The sequence below is a fragment of the Streptomyces sp. NPDC046931 genome, from assembly GCF_040644655.1.
Classification (GTDB): Bacteria; Actinomycetota; Actinomycetes; order Streptomycetales; family Streptomycetaceae; genus Streptomyces.
Map to the genome: position 1 here is coordinate 116394 of NZ_JBEYWX010000012.1, position 16659 is coordinate 133052.

The 16659-nt window shown below is 64.2% G+C and carries 12 protein-coding genes and 1 pseudogene; 10 read left to right on the plus strand and 3 right to left on the minus strand.

Annotation, left to right across the window (positions count from 1 at the left end):
- The first annotated feature begins 264 nt into the window (after window positions 1-264).
- Both ABZ876_RS21820 and ABZ876_RS21825 read left to right on the plus strand, forming a co-directional pair.
- A complete protein-coding gene (locus ABZ876_RS21820; RefSeq protein ID WP_361783531.1) occupies window positions 265-1785 on the plus strand; it encodes an AAA family ATPase in 1521 nt (506 codons plus the stop codon).
- Entirely contained in the window at window positions 1782-2636 is an 855-nt protein-coding gene (locus ABZ876_RS21825; RefSeq protein WP_361783534.1) for a hypothetical protein, read from the plus strand. Before ABZ876_RS21820 ends, ABZ876_RS21825 begins: the two co-directional genes overlap by 4 nt.
- Before the next feature lie 1111 nt (window positions 2637-3747).
- On the opposite strand, the gene ABZ876_RS21830 is transcribed toward ABZ876_RS21825, so the two are convergent.
- Window positions 3748-4446, minus strand: a complete 699-nt coding sequence (locus ABZ876_RS21830; RefSeq protein ID WP_361783537.1) for a hypothetical protein — start codon at window positions 4444-4446, stop codon at window positions 3748-3750.
- A gap of 178 nt (window positions 4447-4624) precedes the next feature.
- Here ABZ876_RS21830 and ABZ876_RS21835 point away from each other — a divergent pair, with 178 nt between their 5' ends.
- From ABZ876_RS21835 to ABZ876_RS21845, 3 genes are all read left to right on the plus strand, one after another.
- Window positions 4625-6427 carry a hypothetical protein gene (locus tag ABZ876_RS21835; protein WP_361783540.1) on the plus strand — a complete coding sequence of 601 codons (1803 nt, stop codon included), beginning with the start codon at window positions 4625-4627 and terminating at the stop codon, window positions 6425-6427.
- An 86-nt stretch (window positions 6428-6513) separates the two neighbouring features.
- Window positions 6514-6822 (plus strand): hypothetical protein, encoded by a 309-nt coding sequence (locus ABZ876_RS21840; protein ID WP_361783543.1) that lies wholly within the window; start codon window positions 6514-6516, stop codon window positions 6820-6822.
- A 374-nt stretch (window positions 6823-7196) separates the two neighbouring features.
- The gene (locus ABZ876_RS21845; protein ID WP_361783546.1) at window positions 7197-7511 is read left to right on the plus strand and encodes a hypothetical protein; all 315 of its coding nucleotides are present in this window, start codon (window positions 7197-7199) and stop codon (window positions 7509-7511) included.
- 360 nt (window positions 7512-7871) lie between these two features.
- Here the strand turns inward: ABZ876_RS21845 and ABZ876_RS21850 are convergent, their stop codons facing one another.
- Complete coding sequence (locus ABZ876_RS21850) at window positions 7872-10727, minus strand: hypothetical protein (RefSeq protein WP_361783549.1); 2856 nt, start codon at window positions 10725-10727, stop codon at window positions 7872-7874.
- 365 nt (window positions 10728-11092) lie between these two features.
- Between ABZ876_RS21850 and ABZ876_RS21855 the strand changes: the two genes are divergently transcribed.
- Both ABZ876_RS21855 and ABZ876_RS21860 read left to right on the plus strand, forming a co-directional pair.
- Complete coding sequence (locus tag ABZ876_RS21855; RefSeq protein WP_361783551.1) at window positions 11093-12043, plus strand: IS481 family transposase; 951 nt, start codon at window positions 11093-11095, stop codon at window positions 12041-12043.
- A gap of 2 nt (window positions 12044-12045) precedes the next feature.
- Window positions 12046-13470 (plus strand): annotated as a pseudogene (locus ABZ876_RS21860) (DDE-type integrase/transposase/recombinase); the annotation flags it as partial.
- Between the two features lie 8 nt (window positions 13471-13478).
- On the opposite strand, the gene ABZ876_RS21865 reads toward ABZ876_RS21860, so the two are convergent.
- Window positions 13479-13982 carry an NUDIX domain-containing protein gene (locus ABZ876_RS21865; protein WP_361783553.1) on the minus strand — a complete coding sequence of 168 codons (504 nt, stop codon included), beginning with the start codon at window positions 13980-13982 and terminating at the stop codon, window positions 13479-13481.
- Window positions 13983-14000: 18 nt separating this feature from the next.
- Between ABZ876_RS21865 and ABZ876_RS21870 the strand changes: the two genes are divergently transcribed.
- The 3 genes from ABZ876_RS21870 (at window position 14001) to ABZ876_RS21880 (ending at window position 16633) form a co-directional block, all read left to right on the plus strand.
- Window positions 14001-14780 (plus strand): GntR family transcriptional regulator, encoded by a 780-nt coding sequence (locus ABZ876_RS21870; RefSeq protein WP_361783556.1) that lies wholly within the window; start codon window positions 14001-14003, stop codon window positions 14778-14780.
- A 138-nt stretch (window positions 14781-14918) separates the two neighbouring features.
- A complete protein-coding gene (locus tag ABZ876_RS21875) occupies window positions 14919-15275 on the plus strand; it encodes a hypothetical protein (protein ID WP_361783559.1) in 357 nt (118 codons plus the stop codon).
- A gap of 2 nt (window positions 15276-15277) precedes the next feature.
- Window positions 15278-16633: an FtsK/SpoIIIE domain-containing protein gene (locus tag ABZ876_RS21880; RefSeq protein ID WP_361783563.1), complete on the plus strand. Its 1356-nt coding sequence runs from the start codon at window positions 15278-15280 to the stop codon at window positions 16631-16633.
- Window positions 16634-16659 lie beyond the last annotated feature (26 nt).

The window sequence follows — 16659 nt, forward strand, 5'->3', positions numbered from 1 at the left end:
CTTCCTGGCCCGCTGCCGTGCTCTCGCTCGGCTCTCCTTGAGCTGAGCGTGGAAGGGGAGCCGTTCTGGTCCAGGTTCAGCAGCAGGTCCAGTCGTGAGATGAGCTCTGACTCTGACCGCCGGCTGCGATCGGGCTCCATCGACAAGCCGCCCGGACTTCATGTACGGGTATCCGTGAGACGAGCGTGGGGCGACTACTACTGTGGCCGGAGAAGACTCCAGCTCATGGAGTCGTGGGGTGGTCATGGGGTCGGGGAGGGCATCATGCAGTTCGTCGTGGTGGAGCGGCTAGGGGATCTGCCTACGGACTACAGCGGAGCCTACCTAGTACCGGACAGCTGGAATGACTACGGCTTCGTGACGCTGTACAAGCTGGGCATCAAGCGTCGCGGGAAAACTGCGAAGTCCATCGGTGGTGTCCGAATCGGCCATCTCGAGATGGGCTCAGGCCGCTATGACGATTTCCGTCGGACTGAGGACCGCCTGCCGCGCGAATTCGAGTCGCTCGGTGAAGATTACTTCAGCCTGGGCCTCGACGACACCTATTACGAGTCGCTGAGAAAGCTGGGTACTCACGACAGAACCAGCATTCTAACCGCGTTGCGGGATGTAGCTTACGACTACAGCGTGGACTTCGTGGAACGCGTATGGAATCTGAGGGTCTTCACAGACTCTCTGATGCGCGATGTCCGTCATCCGCGCGCGGAGTTGGAGCGCCTCCACCTCATTGCCCGCGGCCGCGATCGGGTCGTCGACTTCCAGTGGGAATACGTGCCTCCCTTGCGTGACGGTTCAGGGTACGAACCACCTACACTAAGCTTCCGCGCCAGTCCCGCCTCGCTGCCGCCAAGCAACGTGCATGCTCTAATCGGCCGCAATGGAGTGGGAAAGACCAGCATGATGCGTGCGATGGCTGATGGGGTGGCGTCCGGAAGCATTGAGGTCACCCAGCTGGCTGCCCGCGCAGCCCAGGTCACACCGAACGTGGTGATGGTCTCCTTCAGCGCCTTCGATGAGTTGCTTTATCACCCGGACGCTCCTCCGGGGTTCGCTTACATCGGGCTGCGGGATGGTGAGGAGCCGCAGCGTTTGAAGACGACCGAAGACCTGTCCGCGGAATTCGCCGAGAGTCTCGCGACGGCCCGAATCGGTGCCCGCCGTCGCCGATGGGAACAGGTTCTGGCCACGCTCAGTTATCCGGAGTCTGGTTTCTTGGATGACTACGCAGGCGATCTTGAAGATTTGTTGTCTGAGGGATCTGACCGCCGGTTCAGGGCCGCTGCGGTACGGCTCTTTGCGCCGCTGAGCTCTGGCCACAAGATCGCTTTGCTGACCTTGACGCGGCTGGTCCAGGAGGTGACCGAGCGCACGGTCGTCTTCATGGACGAACCCGAAGCACACCTTCAACCACCGCTATTGTCGGCGTTCATCCGTGCACTGTCCGACTTCCTGTCAGACGTGAACGGTATGGCGGTCGTGGCCACGCACTCACCGGTCGTCCTGCAGGAGGTGCCGAAGTCGTGCGTTTACAAGCTGCGCCGCTATGGCAATGTTTTGATAGCCGAGCGGCCGCTGATGGAAACCTACGGGGAGAACGTCAGCACTCTCACTCACGAAGCCTTCGGCCTGGAATCCACCGCCACCGGTTTCTATGCGGCCCTGGCCAAGGAGGTCGACGAGGGACGCAGCTATCAAGAGATCCTGGCAGACTTCGAATCGCTGGGCAGCGAAGCCCGTGGCCTGCTGCGTGTTCTCACCTCCCGTCATCACCGGAGAACCTCATGATTCCGGTCGATCCTCCCGTCATGACGGTCCAAGACACCCTGACCGCTGCCTGCAAGAGACTGCGGAACTCCGTCCTGAGAATACGACTTCTGGCCCGTGAGCAGGACTTGTCCGCAGCAGAAAAGACCTACATCGACGCCGCCGAGCACAACAACCTTTACAGGCTCGCCATCACTGCCCGGGAAGCCGAGGAGCTACTGCCCGACCGCGACGGGGCGCACCTGATAACTCTCTACAATGCGGGGTTGGTCGGGCGTAAGGACGGGAGGATAAAGTATGACGAGCTAAAGGCCCGCGCACCGTACGGGCGCTGTCTCCTGTGCGGCAACGGTGAGATCGGCACGCTCGACCATCATCTGCCCAAGGACATGCTCCCGCTCTACACGATTTGTCCGGTCAACCTCCTGCCGGCATGCGGCAAGTGCAACCAGATGAAAGGCGACCGGATTGGTGCCACCGCCAGCCAGCGCACCCTCCATCCCTACTACGACCGCCCCGGCCAGACCGGACGCTATCTTTTCGCGGACATCACGAGCTGGCCCGTGCAGTTCCGCATCCACGCCCTGCCTGAATGGGACGCTGAATTGCGTGCCCGCGTCGAATATCACTTTCACACCTTCAAGCTGGCACAGCGCTATGCCGAGTTCTGCATATCCGAGGTGACCGCCAACCAGTGGCTGCACCAGAAGATACGCCGCGAGAGCGGTATGCCGGCCTTGACCGCGCACTTGCAAGAGGATGCCGAGCAGCACGCCATTACTCACGGCCTCAATGCTTGGGACACAGCCCTGCGCTATGGATTGGCCGACAGCGCCTGGTACCTCCACCACGGGGTCCTCGAAAGCCCCTAAACCCGTGCCCGCAAAGATCAGAAAGCGGAGGGCGCGGTAGAAGAGGAAGAAGGGGACGCGGTGGCCTGATCAATCTCGTTTGCCCCCCTGTTTGGCCCCCGAGCACGACAGAGGCCCCACGCTCACGTGAATGGGTCTCTGACCAACGTCGGGGTGGCGGGATTTGAACCCACGACCTCTTCGTCCCGAAGCAACTTGGATGGGAGCGCGGCCTCAGGTTGATGTGACCCTCACCTGCCCTGATGGTCCGTAGACGTCCGCGCTCGTCCGCCGCTGTGCGTCAGCGTTGTCACGCAGTTAGACACTCATCGCTCAATGGACGATCGCTGATAGGTCCGCTGTCAGTGCCCGAGGCGAAGACCAGGACGCCGCCGACTCGGTCCGGGACCTACACGTCGCGGTGACCATCTTGGCGTTGTCCCCGGACGGTGACCCTCTACGCCTGCGTTCCGCAGCGTTCGCAGGGCCGATACCCGACGGCTTCGGCCTCACCGACTGGCGCCCACCTCGAGTCCTCCAAGTGCCGACCTTTGCCACTAATGAGTCCACATTCGGGGCCCGTGTGGTATGTCTCTCGGTGTCCCGGGAGGCTGGGCCGCAGCAGCACAGCGGGACGTCCGCAGGAGCGAGCAATGATCTGCTCCTGCGGCTCCAGTGTCTGACGACTCTGGGGCAGGGGATCATGTGCCAAACGCAGTTTCAGCCGCGCCTGCTCGATGAGTCGGTCACGTTCTGTCGCATCTACCTGTGCTGCGCCCTTCTCCATCAGTGCGCAAGCGGCCGCTCGAAGAGTACGAGCTGCCTCCATCCGCGCCCGTTCGTATGCCTCTTGCTCACGAGCCAGCCTGCCTAGGTCTTCCTCCCACATGTACGCCCCTGCGTCCTCTCCGTCGGAGGCGTCGTTGAAGGAGAGTGTCGGTACGGTCACTGGTCCCCCCAGTACTGAAGTCTGAGTCGCCCTGCTGCAACAGGCTCGTGCGCGGCAGCGGGAAGCCTAGAACTGCGGCGTAGCTGGAGCGGCACTTTCCACCGAACTGACCGTGGCTGACCCTTGCATCTGGCAGTGTGGCGCACCGTCTGTGGGATCCGGAGCTGGCAGCTCGGTTCTGGCTCAGGGCCTAAACAGCCAGCGTTCGATCTCGTCGATGCCTATGCGGCGCCCGAACCGCCTGCTCTCCTCGTGGGCCCAGCGGTCCAGGAGTGCGCAGTATCGGACGTAAGTGCTGGTGGGCCACTCGTTGTCACCGAGCGAGTCCCACTTGCAGGTGTCCCTGAGCGTGGCGGCCACCTGGGAGTCGAGAATCGCGCACGGGTGATCGAGAGCGCCGCGGCCGGCGAAATACAGGACCTTGGTCGAGAACGCCGGGCCCAGATACGCGATGGCGTTGCGGTCTCGCGGGCGCAGAGCTTCGTATGCCTGCGCCGGATCTTCGCGAGCGACCTTTAGAGCCTGGCGCAGAGCCGCCACGGCTGAGGACGGGCTATCCGCCACAGCTCGCATGCGCTTGCGATTGAGGCGGAGTTTCATGCCGCTACCCCAGGCGAGTACACGCCACAGAAAACGCAGCAGCTCCTCATCGTTGTCCGCGTCGAGCTTGGCAGCATCCGCGAACAAGTCACCGCGACTGAGCTGCGTGACATCTGAACTGGCTATGGGCCCACCAGGCAAGCGAGCGGCGGCTAGTTCGGTGTTCCACCAGGCGGCGGCTACGGGGATGGTGTGACTGTCGATCCGCTCCGACCGCTGCTTGGCAAGGGCCTCACGACACGCGCGTGGCAGCTGCAGGCGAGACAAGTCGGTGGGTGCCATGACCCCATCCTGCCCTGCGCGAAGGAGGAGGGACAGCACTCCGGCGCTCATGCTGGGCAAGATGACGGCTCCGGAGGGCGCCTCATTCAGACCTGGGGGCGCCATCGTGTCGTCGCTCTGTCTGGCCCGGTTGTCGGCGCCCGTCGATATCCTGGTCGTTCACCGGGGAGGGGACGCCATGGGGAAGCGTCAGCGGCGACGCCAACGCCAGCAGAAGAACAAGACCATCAAGCAGCAGAAGCAGGCCGTCCAGCGGTATCTCCTGCCGAGCGCGGACACGCCGCTCCTCGAGGTCGTCTTCCACCAGGAGGTCACCGACGAGGACAAGCAGATCTGCCTGGACTACTGGGCGTTCACCGAGCCGGGCACCTGGACTCGCAAGGTTGCCGAGATCGGCCCCACCACAGCCGTGCTGCGCACTGTCAAGGCCGTCTGCCACGCCGACCTCCTCACGGTCGTCTGCCCCGACTGCGCCGGCCCCCGTAGCGTGTACAGCCGCTCCGACGTCACCGCGACCCGCCTGTGGTTCCTGGACCTCTTCCCCCGCGAAGAGACCGTGTCCACGGTCAAGTGCCCGACGTGCCGGGACGCGGAGGCCGCTGAGCAGGCGAGGCAAGCCGAGCGTGCGGCGGAGGAGGAGCGGGAGCGCATCGCGCGGCAGGTCGAATCCGCTGGAGTGTGGCTGCAAGAGCAGGCCGACCGGGATATGCCCGGCAGCATCCCCGACCTTCTCGGGTGTCTGGCTTTGCTGGCCATGGTGGAGATCATGCAGCGGAAGGACACCGAGGCGATCGGCCCGCTGCACAGCCTGAACTACACCTTCACCGCGTCCGCCGACACCGACATCGAAACCTTCCGGACCCTGCACCGGAACCGGTGGATCTGCCCGACCACGCCCGCCACTACCAACGACTTCACCTTCAACGAAGACGGCACGGCCCGCGGCGTGTACATCACACAGATCCCCTGGGGTCTGGCCCCTTCCCTGGGCGGGAAAACCTCAGCGCGCTGCGAGACGATCTCCCTGATGCAGGACGCGCTGTGGGACCGGCCTGACGAGATCAAGGAGCAGGTGTACAAGCTCGAGGCCGGCATGGCCGTCAACTACCTCGAGGGTCTGCTCACCCGGAAGTACAACGAGGACCCCATCCCCGAGCACCGGCTGCCCGACGCCTACGAGACCTTCCTGAACGCCCGCCGGGAAGGCTTCACGCTCGGGCAGCTCGTCGCCGTCGCCTGGAGTTCCGCCGCAAGCTCGGTCGCGTGGGGGCAGCGCACCCCCGGCCTGAAGCCGGGCAGCGTGTCCTCCGCGTCCGTCACCAACCTCGAACGCCGTATCGGTTACGCCCGGGACCGCCGCATCGACGAGTACGAGTTGCCCAACTGGGTGCCGCGGCCCGCCATTCACTCCACCGCACTACGACTCCTCCAGCAGCAGGAAGCTGAATTCGACGCGTTGAGCCGGTTCCGGTCTCTCCGCCAGCAGGTCGAGAGCCGGGACATCGAAGACCTCGAGTACGACCAGGAGGACACCCCGGAACCCGGCGGCGACGGGACTCTCGATGGAGCCGACTTCCTCGAGCAGCTGCGCACCCGCACTCCCCGCGAGAGCACGGAGTCGCCCATCGCTTACTGTCTGGTCACCCCCGGCGGGGACTTGGAGTTCCACACCGAGCCCCCGGACAAGATGCGGGACAAGGTCGGCCTGGCCGGCTCAGGCTACGTGGACCGGGTCGTCCTGCCCGAGCAGGCCCGGGTCCACGCCTACGTCGCCGAGCTGGTCACCGCCTCCGAGGACAAGGCCAACCCGGTCGCCGACCGTATGCTCCGGTTGCTCGGCTGCTACGACGGCCCGTTCTACGGCCCCGTCTCCTTCTTCGGTATCGGCCGGCGGGGGATGCGGCCGCGCGGCCTGGACGCGGAGCAGCAGGAGATGCTGCGCGCGGCCTACGAGGTAGCGCGTAGCCGTTCCGGCTCGTAGCAGGACTTGCCCCTGGCGCCTCCGGGCCTTCGGGCCTGGAGCGCTGCGGGTAGAACGGTCGGCCCGCGGCCCGGCATGATGGCTCCATGCCTCAGGATCCCGCCTTCCCGCCTCTCCACGAGTACGCCCTCGCCCATCGGTGCCCCACCTGCGGAGCCGAGCCCAGCACTCCCTGCGATGCGCCTCGGAAGAAGGCAAAGATCGACAGGCACAACGACAACCGGGAGCAGGTCGGCCAGCCTCCGCTGGAGACCAACCCGCTGCACCTGATGCACATCAGCCGCCAGGATGCGGGACACCGGCACTACCAGCGAGACCTGGGTAAAGCCCCATGGCCGGAGGACCGGGAACCCGGACGCCGTTACGACACGCTGGACAAGCTGTCAGGCTCCTAGCCGTCCTGGCATGATTCCCTCTCAGACACACACGTAGTGGGGGGACCATGCGTATCTGCACAGCCACAACTGACCGACGGCGGCCGTGACCTGCAGCCGCCGTATCGATCAACGTCCTGACCTGCTGCCGAGCTGTCGGCACCTGTCGACGTTGGTCACCATTGAGCGCCCTTCCACGGCCAAGGACGGCCCGGGAGGGCGCTCGTCCGTGAGCACCGCATTAGGAGTTCGATCACTTCGTGACACTGCCCGGGAGCCGCCTGGCCACGCTGGCCGTGCCAGACCGCCTGGGAGTGCTGGCGTCCGGCGCCGTTGATGTCACTCGTGGATGCCAGAACGGGGCCACCGCGTGCGCTCGCTGACACGATGGTCCCGTGGTTGACCTGGAGCGCATCAAAGCAGAGACCGTGGCGTACTTCCGAGCACTCGATGAAGCCGCCACCCATCGGCACCACTTCCGCCACGCTGACGAGGAGGGCGGCCTGTGGTACATCGAGGCCGTACCTGACCGCGGTGAGTTGGTCGTCATCAAACAAGCCGAGCTGACTTCGGCCGGCCAACTCCACCGCTACAGCTGGGAGCACCTGGAGGACGAGCACGGCTTCCTCACAGACCAAGCGGTCGATCCTGAAGAGGATCGGCTGGAGGCCATCCCGGCCGAAGAGTTCCTGCGGGTGTGGACGCGGTGAGCGGGCTGGACAACCACTTTAGGAGAGAGGCTGGGTCGTCGGGCCGGTGACCTAGGGCTTTGATGATTGATGAGATGCCCAGTAACTCGACTGCGGGATACCCTTGTTGACCGTGGATGACCGCTGCATCTGGCACGGCAGAGGCACGAACCCCGGCCGACGACAGCCAGCCACGACGGAGGGCGCGCCGAGCGACCAGGCGCGCGTGTGCCTCGCGGCACCCCCACCAGCCTCAGCCACGCTACTGGTTTGTGGCGTCGACCAGAGTCAGCGTGGAACGCCGTGGAGACTTGGGTGCCGACTATTACGTTCCCTGCTGTTGCCTGTAGTGGTGATGTATCAGCCGGGAACCGCGTGTAGCTATATTCCAAGCTCATCCCTGGCTACCGCCTCCAGCAAGCTCGTTCCACACGGGCGTCGTTCAGCCCAACTCAGAACCCACTTACGCAACACGGATGCGATCATGGCGTGTTCGACAGGACTGCGGAGGGCCGTTTCAATCATCTGTGCACGCACTTCTGGAATTTGTGCGTGGTAATGCGATTCGCCTGCTGGTCCGGTAACGCTCTCAACTACCCAGACTCCCCGAGAAGTCAACTTGAAGGTGACGCCGATATCACGGCACCATTCGGTCGCTTCCCAGGTAGAGTCATCTTCCGGGTTCCCTGAGAGGTGCAAAACATCGGAGAGTAGCTCGTTGCGTTCCTCGGTGTCTTTTTTTGCAGCCCAGCAATGAAGACAGGCTTCACCGAAACCCTGAACGGCGGGCGTCGCCGTACGCCGCATCGCTTCCATTAGTCGACGAGCCCTCGCACCTTCGGGAGTGGACTCGATACTCCAGGAGCGCAGAACATCCAATGCGGCAACTGCCGGCATGCCAGTCGATGAGATTGCCCTCTCGATTGCTTGGAAGACGATGGGTTTGCATCCCGGATCCACCTTTACGGAATCACTTAGGACGCGCGCAAGAGTGGAACTAATCCGGCCTTCGGGTGGGATATCAAGAAGTTCCAGCGCTTGCTGCACAAGGAGCCTACGGAACTTTGGTGTCGCTGCTGCCACATCGTCGTCAAGAAGTTCCAGAGCGATCAGCGAACCAGGCTTCACTAGAAGAGCCAGTTCATCCTCGATCTGGATTTCGCGAAGAAGGTTTATGAGGTTGTGTCTCTGACGGCCTTGGTGAAAGAACACATTACCTGCTGCCAACAGCCATGTGTTGCGCCAATGCGCCGACCAAGCAATGAGGCGCAGTCGCTCGCTGATGTCAGCTGCTTGATCACGGGCGATTGCCTGGGCAGCCATGAACTCTTGCAGACTACGTACATCAAAGCCGAATCCGTCCCCCTGCGGGGCCAGCAATACGAGACGAGTTGTTGCCGCATTGACTAATTGGTCGACTAGCTTGCGAGAAGATTTTTCGTCATCGTAACCTGCGGATGAGAGGATATGCTGAGCGATTTCCTCTAGCTGCTCGATTGATATCGAAGCACCGTGCTCCCCTACGTTCTCGGCGAGCACATGAAGTTGCAAACCAACCTGCTGATGAATTCTGCCGATAGTCGTTCTGTGTTGATCGAGTAGACGTCCGACAGGGCCAGGCTTGCCAACCTCTCGATTGTAAATCGTTTCGTAATAAGCGTCGAATAGCCTGTACCTTTCTTGTGGCACTCTTTCGCGACGCTCCAAAAGAACTGACATAATAGTGACTTGCAACGGTGTCCGCATAAGGCGTGCTGTAAGCTCTTCCGATGCCGCGCTTTGTAGGCGGGTATACACCTGGCGCGCAGTCTCGCTGTCTCCGGGGTATCGAGCGTGAGCAAGTAGTTCTGCGTAGGAAACAGCCTCCCCAGGTTCCAGCGGCTTCAAGGATAGGTGAGTGTAAACCGAGTCGGAGAACTCCTGACGATAACCCTGTGGCCTGCTGGTGGCCACAACGAAGAGATCTGAATCCAGTTGCCGAGCTTCCGTGTAGAAGTCGTCGAGCCTTGAAATCACAGATTCCCGAGATGTGCTGGAGGCCACTTCGTCAAGGCCGTCCAACACAAGCAGCCATGGCCATTTCCCTAGCCACGCACGAAGGTGGTTAGCGCTCACCTCGGGTGCGCTCTCGTTCATCCGCTGCGCGAGATACTTCAAGACGCTGACGTTTTCGCCACCTGCGATCACGTCACTGTAATCAGCTAGATCGATTCGAGCTGGCCAACGATGCTGAGCCGGTGTTGCGAGACCAATCTCTTCTAGGTGCGATTTCATCCTCCTCAACAGCTCTTGTTGTTCTCCTGAGAGCAAGGCTGGACTTTCAGCGAGGAAAGCTACCCGATACGCCTGGCAAATTAGTTGGCTTAGTGTAGTTTTTCCCTGCCCGGGCCCACCAAGGATGACGCAGTGTCTCGGGGATTCGTCGCCGCCGTGGCTTGGTCGAAGAATAGCGTTTCCTCGCCGCAGTACATACTCGGCAGTGTTCACAATCTGTTCTTCGAACGGGTCTAGATTATCAACATATGCCTTGAGGTCAATCGCAATATCTGACAAATTCAGGCGTTGATTGTCGCCTTCTCCGGCCTGATGAAGTCGAACGTGACGATCTGCCTTGAGTTGCATCACGCTATAGGTTGTGGCCCGTTCGGCGATTTCAGCCGCGCCGCTCCCCTCCAGCATTCTGCGCAGATGCGCTAGGACATCCCCGGAAGTAACAAGTGCTTCATAAGGCTGGCGTACGGCTGGATAGTTGTCCAGAAGAGTATTGAGCTGGTCATAGTGCCATACTCGCCACCCTCTGATTGGAAGCTTCAGCTTGGCGATCAGCGCGTCAATCTCGCGCTTCACTGTATCGATGCCGCCCACCTCGGCTACGGGGGAAAGTACAACGTTGGTTGCAAAAAGCACGTACTGTGGAATCTCGCGCGCCCGTGCACGTTTGGACTTTGGATTTGCCCATGTCGTGAGCTCTGTCTTTGCTTGAGCGAGAAACCAGGCAGTGTCGAGTTCTGTTCCTAGTGGCCTTGCGCGGAACTTGGCCTGAAGGACTCCGTAGCCATCCCAATTGCCTTCCGGTGCCGGTTCTGGATACCTCATGCGCCCCCGGAACGCTGCCTCTCGGCCACCATCTGGGCCATCGCCGAAAACCTCGACGCCCGCGCCAAGTACACGTACTGCTAGCGCTTGAGTCAGATGTTCGAACTCTCGTGTGCCGAGACGAGTGAGGTCGTAGTCCACCTGCTACATCATCGTGGCGGCGACGCGGAGGATCAATAAGAAGAGCCAGAGAGGCACTGGCATGTAGCTGGAAGCCCGCTCGCGACTCGTCCACTGCTGATGCTGTGCCCGATCTGTCCCAGCCGCACGACCTTCTTCTCTGGCATCAGGCGACTCGTCGGCTATGAGAGCGGCCAGGGCGCCGGCCGGGCTGGAGCGGGGCGGAGACTGGAGCGCAGGCCCGGCCGGGGGCCGGGCCGCGCGCGGTGAGCGAAGCGAGCCGCCTTGATGATGGAGAGAAGGTTTTATCCCGCTGGGATGAGGCGCTTGTCTAAAACTGACGACCATCGTTGACACCCGGGTCTCCGATCACTACGGAGATCCACATGCCGAACTCCACTCCCACCACCTCGCCGCTTGACCGTGAGGCCAAGCGGCGCCTGGCCGTCATACGCCACGTCGAAGAGGTCACCGGGAACGTCGCCATGTCCTGCCGGTACTTCGGAATCAGCCGGCAGGCGTACTACACGTGGTACCGCCGCTACCAGGCCGAGGGCGTCGAGGGTCTGCGCACCCGCTCCAAGGCGCCGAAGAACTCTCCGAACGCGACCCATGTCGAGGTGATCGGGAAGATCATCTACCTGCGGCAGAACTACCACTTCGGGCCCGAGAAGATCGCCATGTACCTCAAGCGGTACCACGACGTCACCATCAGCAAGTCCGGCGTCTGGCGCATCCTCAACCGCCTCGACATGGGCCGCCTGCCGGCCTCCCAGCGCTACAAGCGCCACGACCGCCGATGGAAGCGGTACGAGAAGCAACTGCCCGGCCACCGCGTCCAGATCGACGTGAAGTTCATCGAACCGCTCGCCTCGATGCCCCAGGGACGGCGCGGCGGTCGCAACAAGTACTTCCAGTTCACCGCGATCGACGACTGCACTCGCCTGCGTGTTCTGCGGATCTATCCGCAGAAAACCCCCATACAGTTCCTGGACTACGTGCTGCAACGTCTGCCGTTCCAGGTCGAGGTCATCCAGACCGACAACGGCGCCGAGTTCCAGTCCGCCTTCCACTGGCACGTGCTCGACAAGGGCATCGCCCACACCTACATCAAGCCCCGCACCCCGCGGCTGAACGGCAAGGTCGAACGCTCCCACCGCATCGACGCCGAGGAGTTCTACCAGCTCCTCGACGGCGTCATCATCGACGACGCCGAGGTCTTCAACGACAAGCTGCGCGAGTGGGAGGACTACTACAACTACCATCGCCCCCACGGCGGCCTCGGCGGCCAGACACCTTACGAACGCCTCAAACAGAAGACCACGACCCGGGCGTAATCGATCAACGTCAGTGGCACAGGCCGATGCAGTTGTGGCAGATGGACATCGTCGGCGGCGTGATGCTGGTCAAGCCGGTCACCGGGGAGCTGACCGAGGCCAAGATCGTGACCGGGGTGGATGACCATTCCCGGTACTGCGTGATCGCGTCGGTGGTCGAGCGGGCGACCGGACGGGCGGTCTGCGCGGCCTTCGCCCGGGCCTTGCAGAGGTTCGGGGTGCCGGAGGAGGTGCTGACGGACAACGGCAAGCAGTTCACCGACCGGTTCGGGCAGGGCGGTGAGGTGTTGTTCGACCGGATCTGCCGGGAGAACGGGATCGCGCACCGCCTCACCCAGCCGGCGTCGCCGACCACGACGGGCAAGGTCGAGCGGTTCCATCAGACGCCGCGGCGCGAACTCCTGGACGACTGCGGTGCGTTCGAGAACATCGAAGCGGCTCAGGCGGCGCTGGATGAGTGGGTGCAGGAGTACAACTCCTCGCGTCCGCATCAGGCGCTGGACATGCAGTGTCCGGGCGAGCGGTTCACGGCGGTTGCTGAGCGGGAGCGGGACGTGTTGGGCTTGAGGGTGCCCGGAGTACTGGCGCTGGTGCCGCAGCAGCGGACAGCTCCTGCGGAGCCGGTGCCGGTCGAAGCATCGGCTGTTCCTGCCGGTCCGCCTGAGGTGGTCCCGGCAGTGGTGCCGGTGGAGGCCGGTGGGCCGGTGGAGTTCGAGCGGGTGGTGCCTGCGAGTGGGAATCTGCAGGTCGCGGGCAAGCAGTTCTGGCTCGGACCGGCCCGCTCAGGGCTGACGGTGACGTTCTGGGCCGACACCTCGGTGATCCATCTGCTGATCGCCGGGGCGCGGATCAAGACGGTGCGGTCGCACTTGTCGGTGGCGGATCTGGGACGGCTGGCGGTCCGGGGCGGACGTGCGGCCGGGCCGGCCCCTCTTCCGGCTGGTGACGGGGCCGCGTTCGAGGTGGACCGGGTCGTGAACAACAGCGGCCTGGTGGGCCTGGGCGGGCACCAGGTCCTGGCGGCGGAGATCCTCGGCGGCCGCCAGGTGGGTATCCGCATCGACGACGAGACGCTGTCGTTCTTCGATCCGTCCTCGCGGGAACTGCTGCGGGTGCGGCCCAACCCGCTGACCAGCGAGGAAGTCCGCAGGCTGCGGGGCCTGCGTCCGGCCGGTCCGCCGCCGCGTCCGGGCGTCGAGCCCGTGCGGGTGCAGCGGCGGGTCAGCGCGGTGGGCACGGTCATGGTCTGTCGGCAGGTCGTGTCCCTCGGCCGCCTGTACGCAGGCCAGACCGTGACCGTGCACGTGTCGGACTCCACGATCAGCGTCGAGCTGGACGGCCAGGTCCGGGTCATCCGGCGCACGACCGACGTCCCGGTCCGTAACGTGAAAGCGAACAAGCCCCACGGGGCTCCCTACGTTGTCTAGGCCCACCGTCAAGCATCACCTGGGACCGGAACGTCAGGCATCAGCTGGGATCCGACAGGGATGAGGCGCTTGCCGTCGTGGCTGCGTACGTGGGGGCCGTTGCCGTCCAGGGCGTCCAGGAGCCTGACCGCGAAGACCTCGGACATGCGCTCGCTGACCTCGTCGGGCGTGAGCCAGGAAACGGCTGTGGACTCGCTTGAGGTGCGCTCTGTGCCGCCGGAGGGCTTGCAGCGGAAGACCAGGGCCACGATGCCGCGGGTGAGGTTCTTGTAGACGCCGGTCAGTTCGTCTACCTCGACGTGGATGCCTGTCTCCTCCAGAACCTCGCGGGCAACGCCTGCCTCGGGGGTCTCGTTAAGTTCGAGGATGCCGCCGGGGAGCTCCCAGGTGCCGTTGTCGGCTCGGCGGATCGCCAGGAGGCGGCCGTCCTCGCGCACCACCACTCCGGCCACAGATACGGAGTGCAGGGGAGAAGGCGTCGCTTCCTGTGCTTGACTCATGTAGAGGAGCATAGGAGGCAGAGAAGGACTATGGGAACTGCGGCTGGAGGGGTCGGATCCGGACCTCGGTACGTGCAGATCGCGGACGAGATCGTGCAACAGATCCGGGCGGGAGTTCTCAAGCCTGGTGACATGGTGCCGAGTGAGTCTGAGTTGGTGGAGCGCTACGGCGTGTCCGGCGGGACGATCCGTAAGGCCATGGTCGAGGTGCGGGCGAGTGGGCTGGTCGAGACCCGGCACGGCAAGGGCTCGATCGTGAAGAACCGGCCTCCGGTGCGGCACCGCTCCTCCGATCGCTTCCGGCGCTCGCTCCGGCAGGGCGGACAAGCGGCCTACCTCGCGGAGTCCGCCCAGTCCGGCGCCACCGCCAAAGTCAGCGTTCTCTACATCGGGCCCATGGAGGCGCCCGAGGATGCCGCCCAGCGCCTGGGTGTCCCCGCCGGTACGCAGGTGCTGGCTCGCCGGCGTCTCTACTTCCGTAACGGCACCCCGGTCGAGACGGCGACGTCGTACCTGCCCTGGGACGTCGTGAAGGACATCCCGGAGCTGTTCGGCGAGAACCCCGGCGGCGGTGGCATCTACGCCCGCCTCGAAGACCACGGGCATGAGTTCGCGGAGTTCGTCGAGACGCTGCAAGCGCGGCCGGCCTCCAAGGCGGAAGCCTCGGAGCTGGCACTGAGTCCGGGTGCACCCGTGGTTCACCTGATCCGTGAGGCCCGCACGACCGCGGGTCTCGTGGTCGAGGTGTGCGACACCCTCATGGCCGCTGACCAGTTCGTTTTCGAGTACCGGATCCCCGCCGCCGACTGACGCGCGCTCAACTCTCCGCCGCCCGTCACGAGTTCTTCTTCGTGGCGGGTTGACTCATGTACAGGAGTCGGGCACTCTTCTTCCTGCTACTCATGTACATGAGTGGCGGAGTTCAGCATCTATAGAGGAGTGATCTCTGTGCGTCAGATCCCCGTCGACACCAACGGCGCCGTCGTGATGGTCGCCAAGTCCCCCCAGGTCAAGGTCCGTGACCGCCGTACCGGCGAGATCGCCACCGACGCCGAGACCGGTGCCAAGCTGATGACGGTCGACGTGATGTTCGCGGCGAACGAGGAGGTGGAGATCCTCTCCATCACCGTCCCGGAGCCCGGGATCACCGGCGAGCTGGCCATGGGCACGCCGGTCGCGCTGACCGGCCTGATCGCCCGGCCCTGGGAGAACGACTTCAACGGCCAGAAGCGGCACGGCATCGCCTTCCGCGCGGTTGCGGTCACTTCGCTCGCCGATGCTGCCGCAAGGCCCAAGGCGGCCTGATCATGACCGGCCTCACGGTCGCCCTGGTGCTGGTCGCCGTTGCCGCGGGTCTTCTGCGGTGGCGGCGCCCCGCCTGGTACTGGTTGACCTTCGGGGTCACGCTGGCCGTGGTGCGGGTCCTGGTCCGGTACGGCTCGGTCATGGACGCGTGCGGGTTAACCGTGCCGCCCGCGCGGTGGCGGCTCGCTCTCGCCCGTGCCACCAACCGGCCGATACCGGGGCCACGTGCCCCACGCATCCTGCGGGTGCGGCCCACTCGTACCGGCCTGGTCCTGCGGCTCAAGCTCCGTCCCGGGCAGGACGCCTTCGACGTCGCCGCCGCCTCCGACCGGCTCCGGCACTCGTTCTCGATGTACGGCGTGACCTCGCGGGAGCTGCGCTCCGGCGTCGTAGAGGTGCGGATGACCGGCTACGACGTGCTCAAGCGGGTGCAGATGCCGGCCAAGACCGACACCCGGCCGATGCGGGTACCGGTCGCCCTGCGGCAGGACGGCTCGGTGCACTACCGCGACTACCGCGCGATACCCCACGCCCTCACCCTCGGGGCCACGGAGTCCGGCAAGTCCGTCTACCAACGCAACCTGGTCGCCGGACTCGCCCCGATGGACGTCGCCCTCGTCGGCATCGACTGCAAGCAAGGGGTTGAACTGTTCCCGCTGGCCCGCCGGTTCTCCGCGCTGGCCGATGATCCCGACACCGCCGCTGAAGTGCTCGACGCCCTCGTGGTCCGGATGGAGCGCATCTATCAGGTCATTCGGGCTCAGCAACGGATCACCTCCGACGTGCCGGACGCCGAGATCGCCGCCGACATCTGGGAGCTGCCCGATCACCTGCGCCCGGTCCCGGTCGTGGTCCTGGTCGACGAGGTCGCCGAACTCGCCCTGTACGCCAACAAGGAGGAGGAGAAGCGCCGAGACCGCATCATCACCGCCCTAGTCCGCCTCGCCCAGCTCGGCCGCGCGGCCGGCATCTACCTCGAAATCTGCGGACAGCGCTTCGGTTCCGAACTCGGCAAGGGCATCACCATGCTCCGCGCCCAGCTCACCGGCCGTACCGCCCACCGCGTCAACGACGAGACATCCGCCAACATGGCCTTCGGCGACATCGCCCCGGACGCCGTACTCGCCGCCATCCAGATTCCGGCCGAAACGCGGGGACTCGCCATCTCGGGCGACTCCTCCGGAGGATGGCACCGCATCCGCGCCCCGCACACCTCGCTCCGCCAGGCCGTGAACATCTGCAACCGGCACGCCGACCGGACCCCGGACCTGCCTGAGCTGGCTCCGTTCCGGCCCGTCCCCTCCGCCTCCGCTGCCGCTCCCGTGTCGCTGGCCAAGGCTTCCTCAGCCACCGTCTGATCCCTCTCTGATCCCCACCGGTCGGC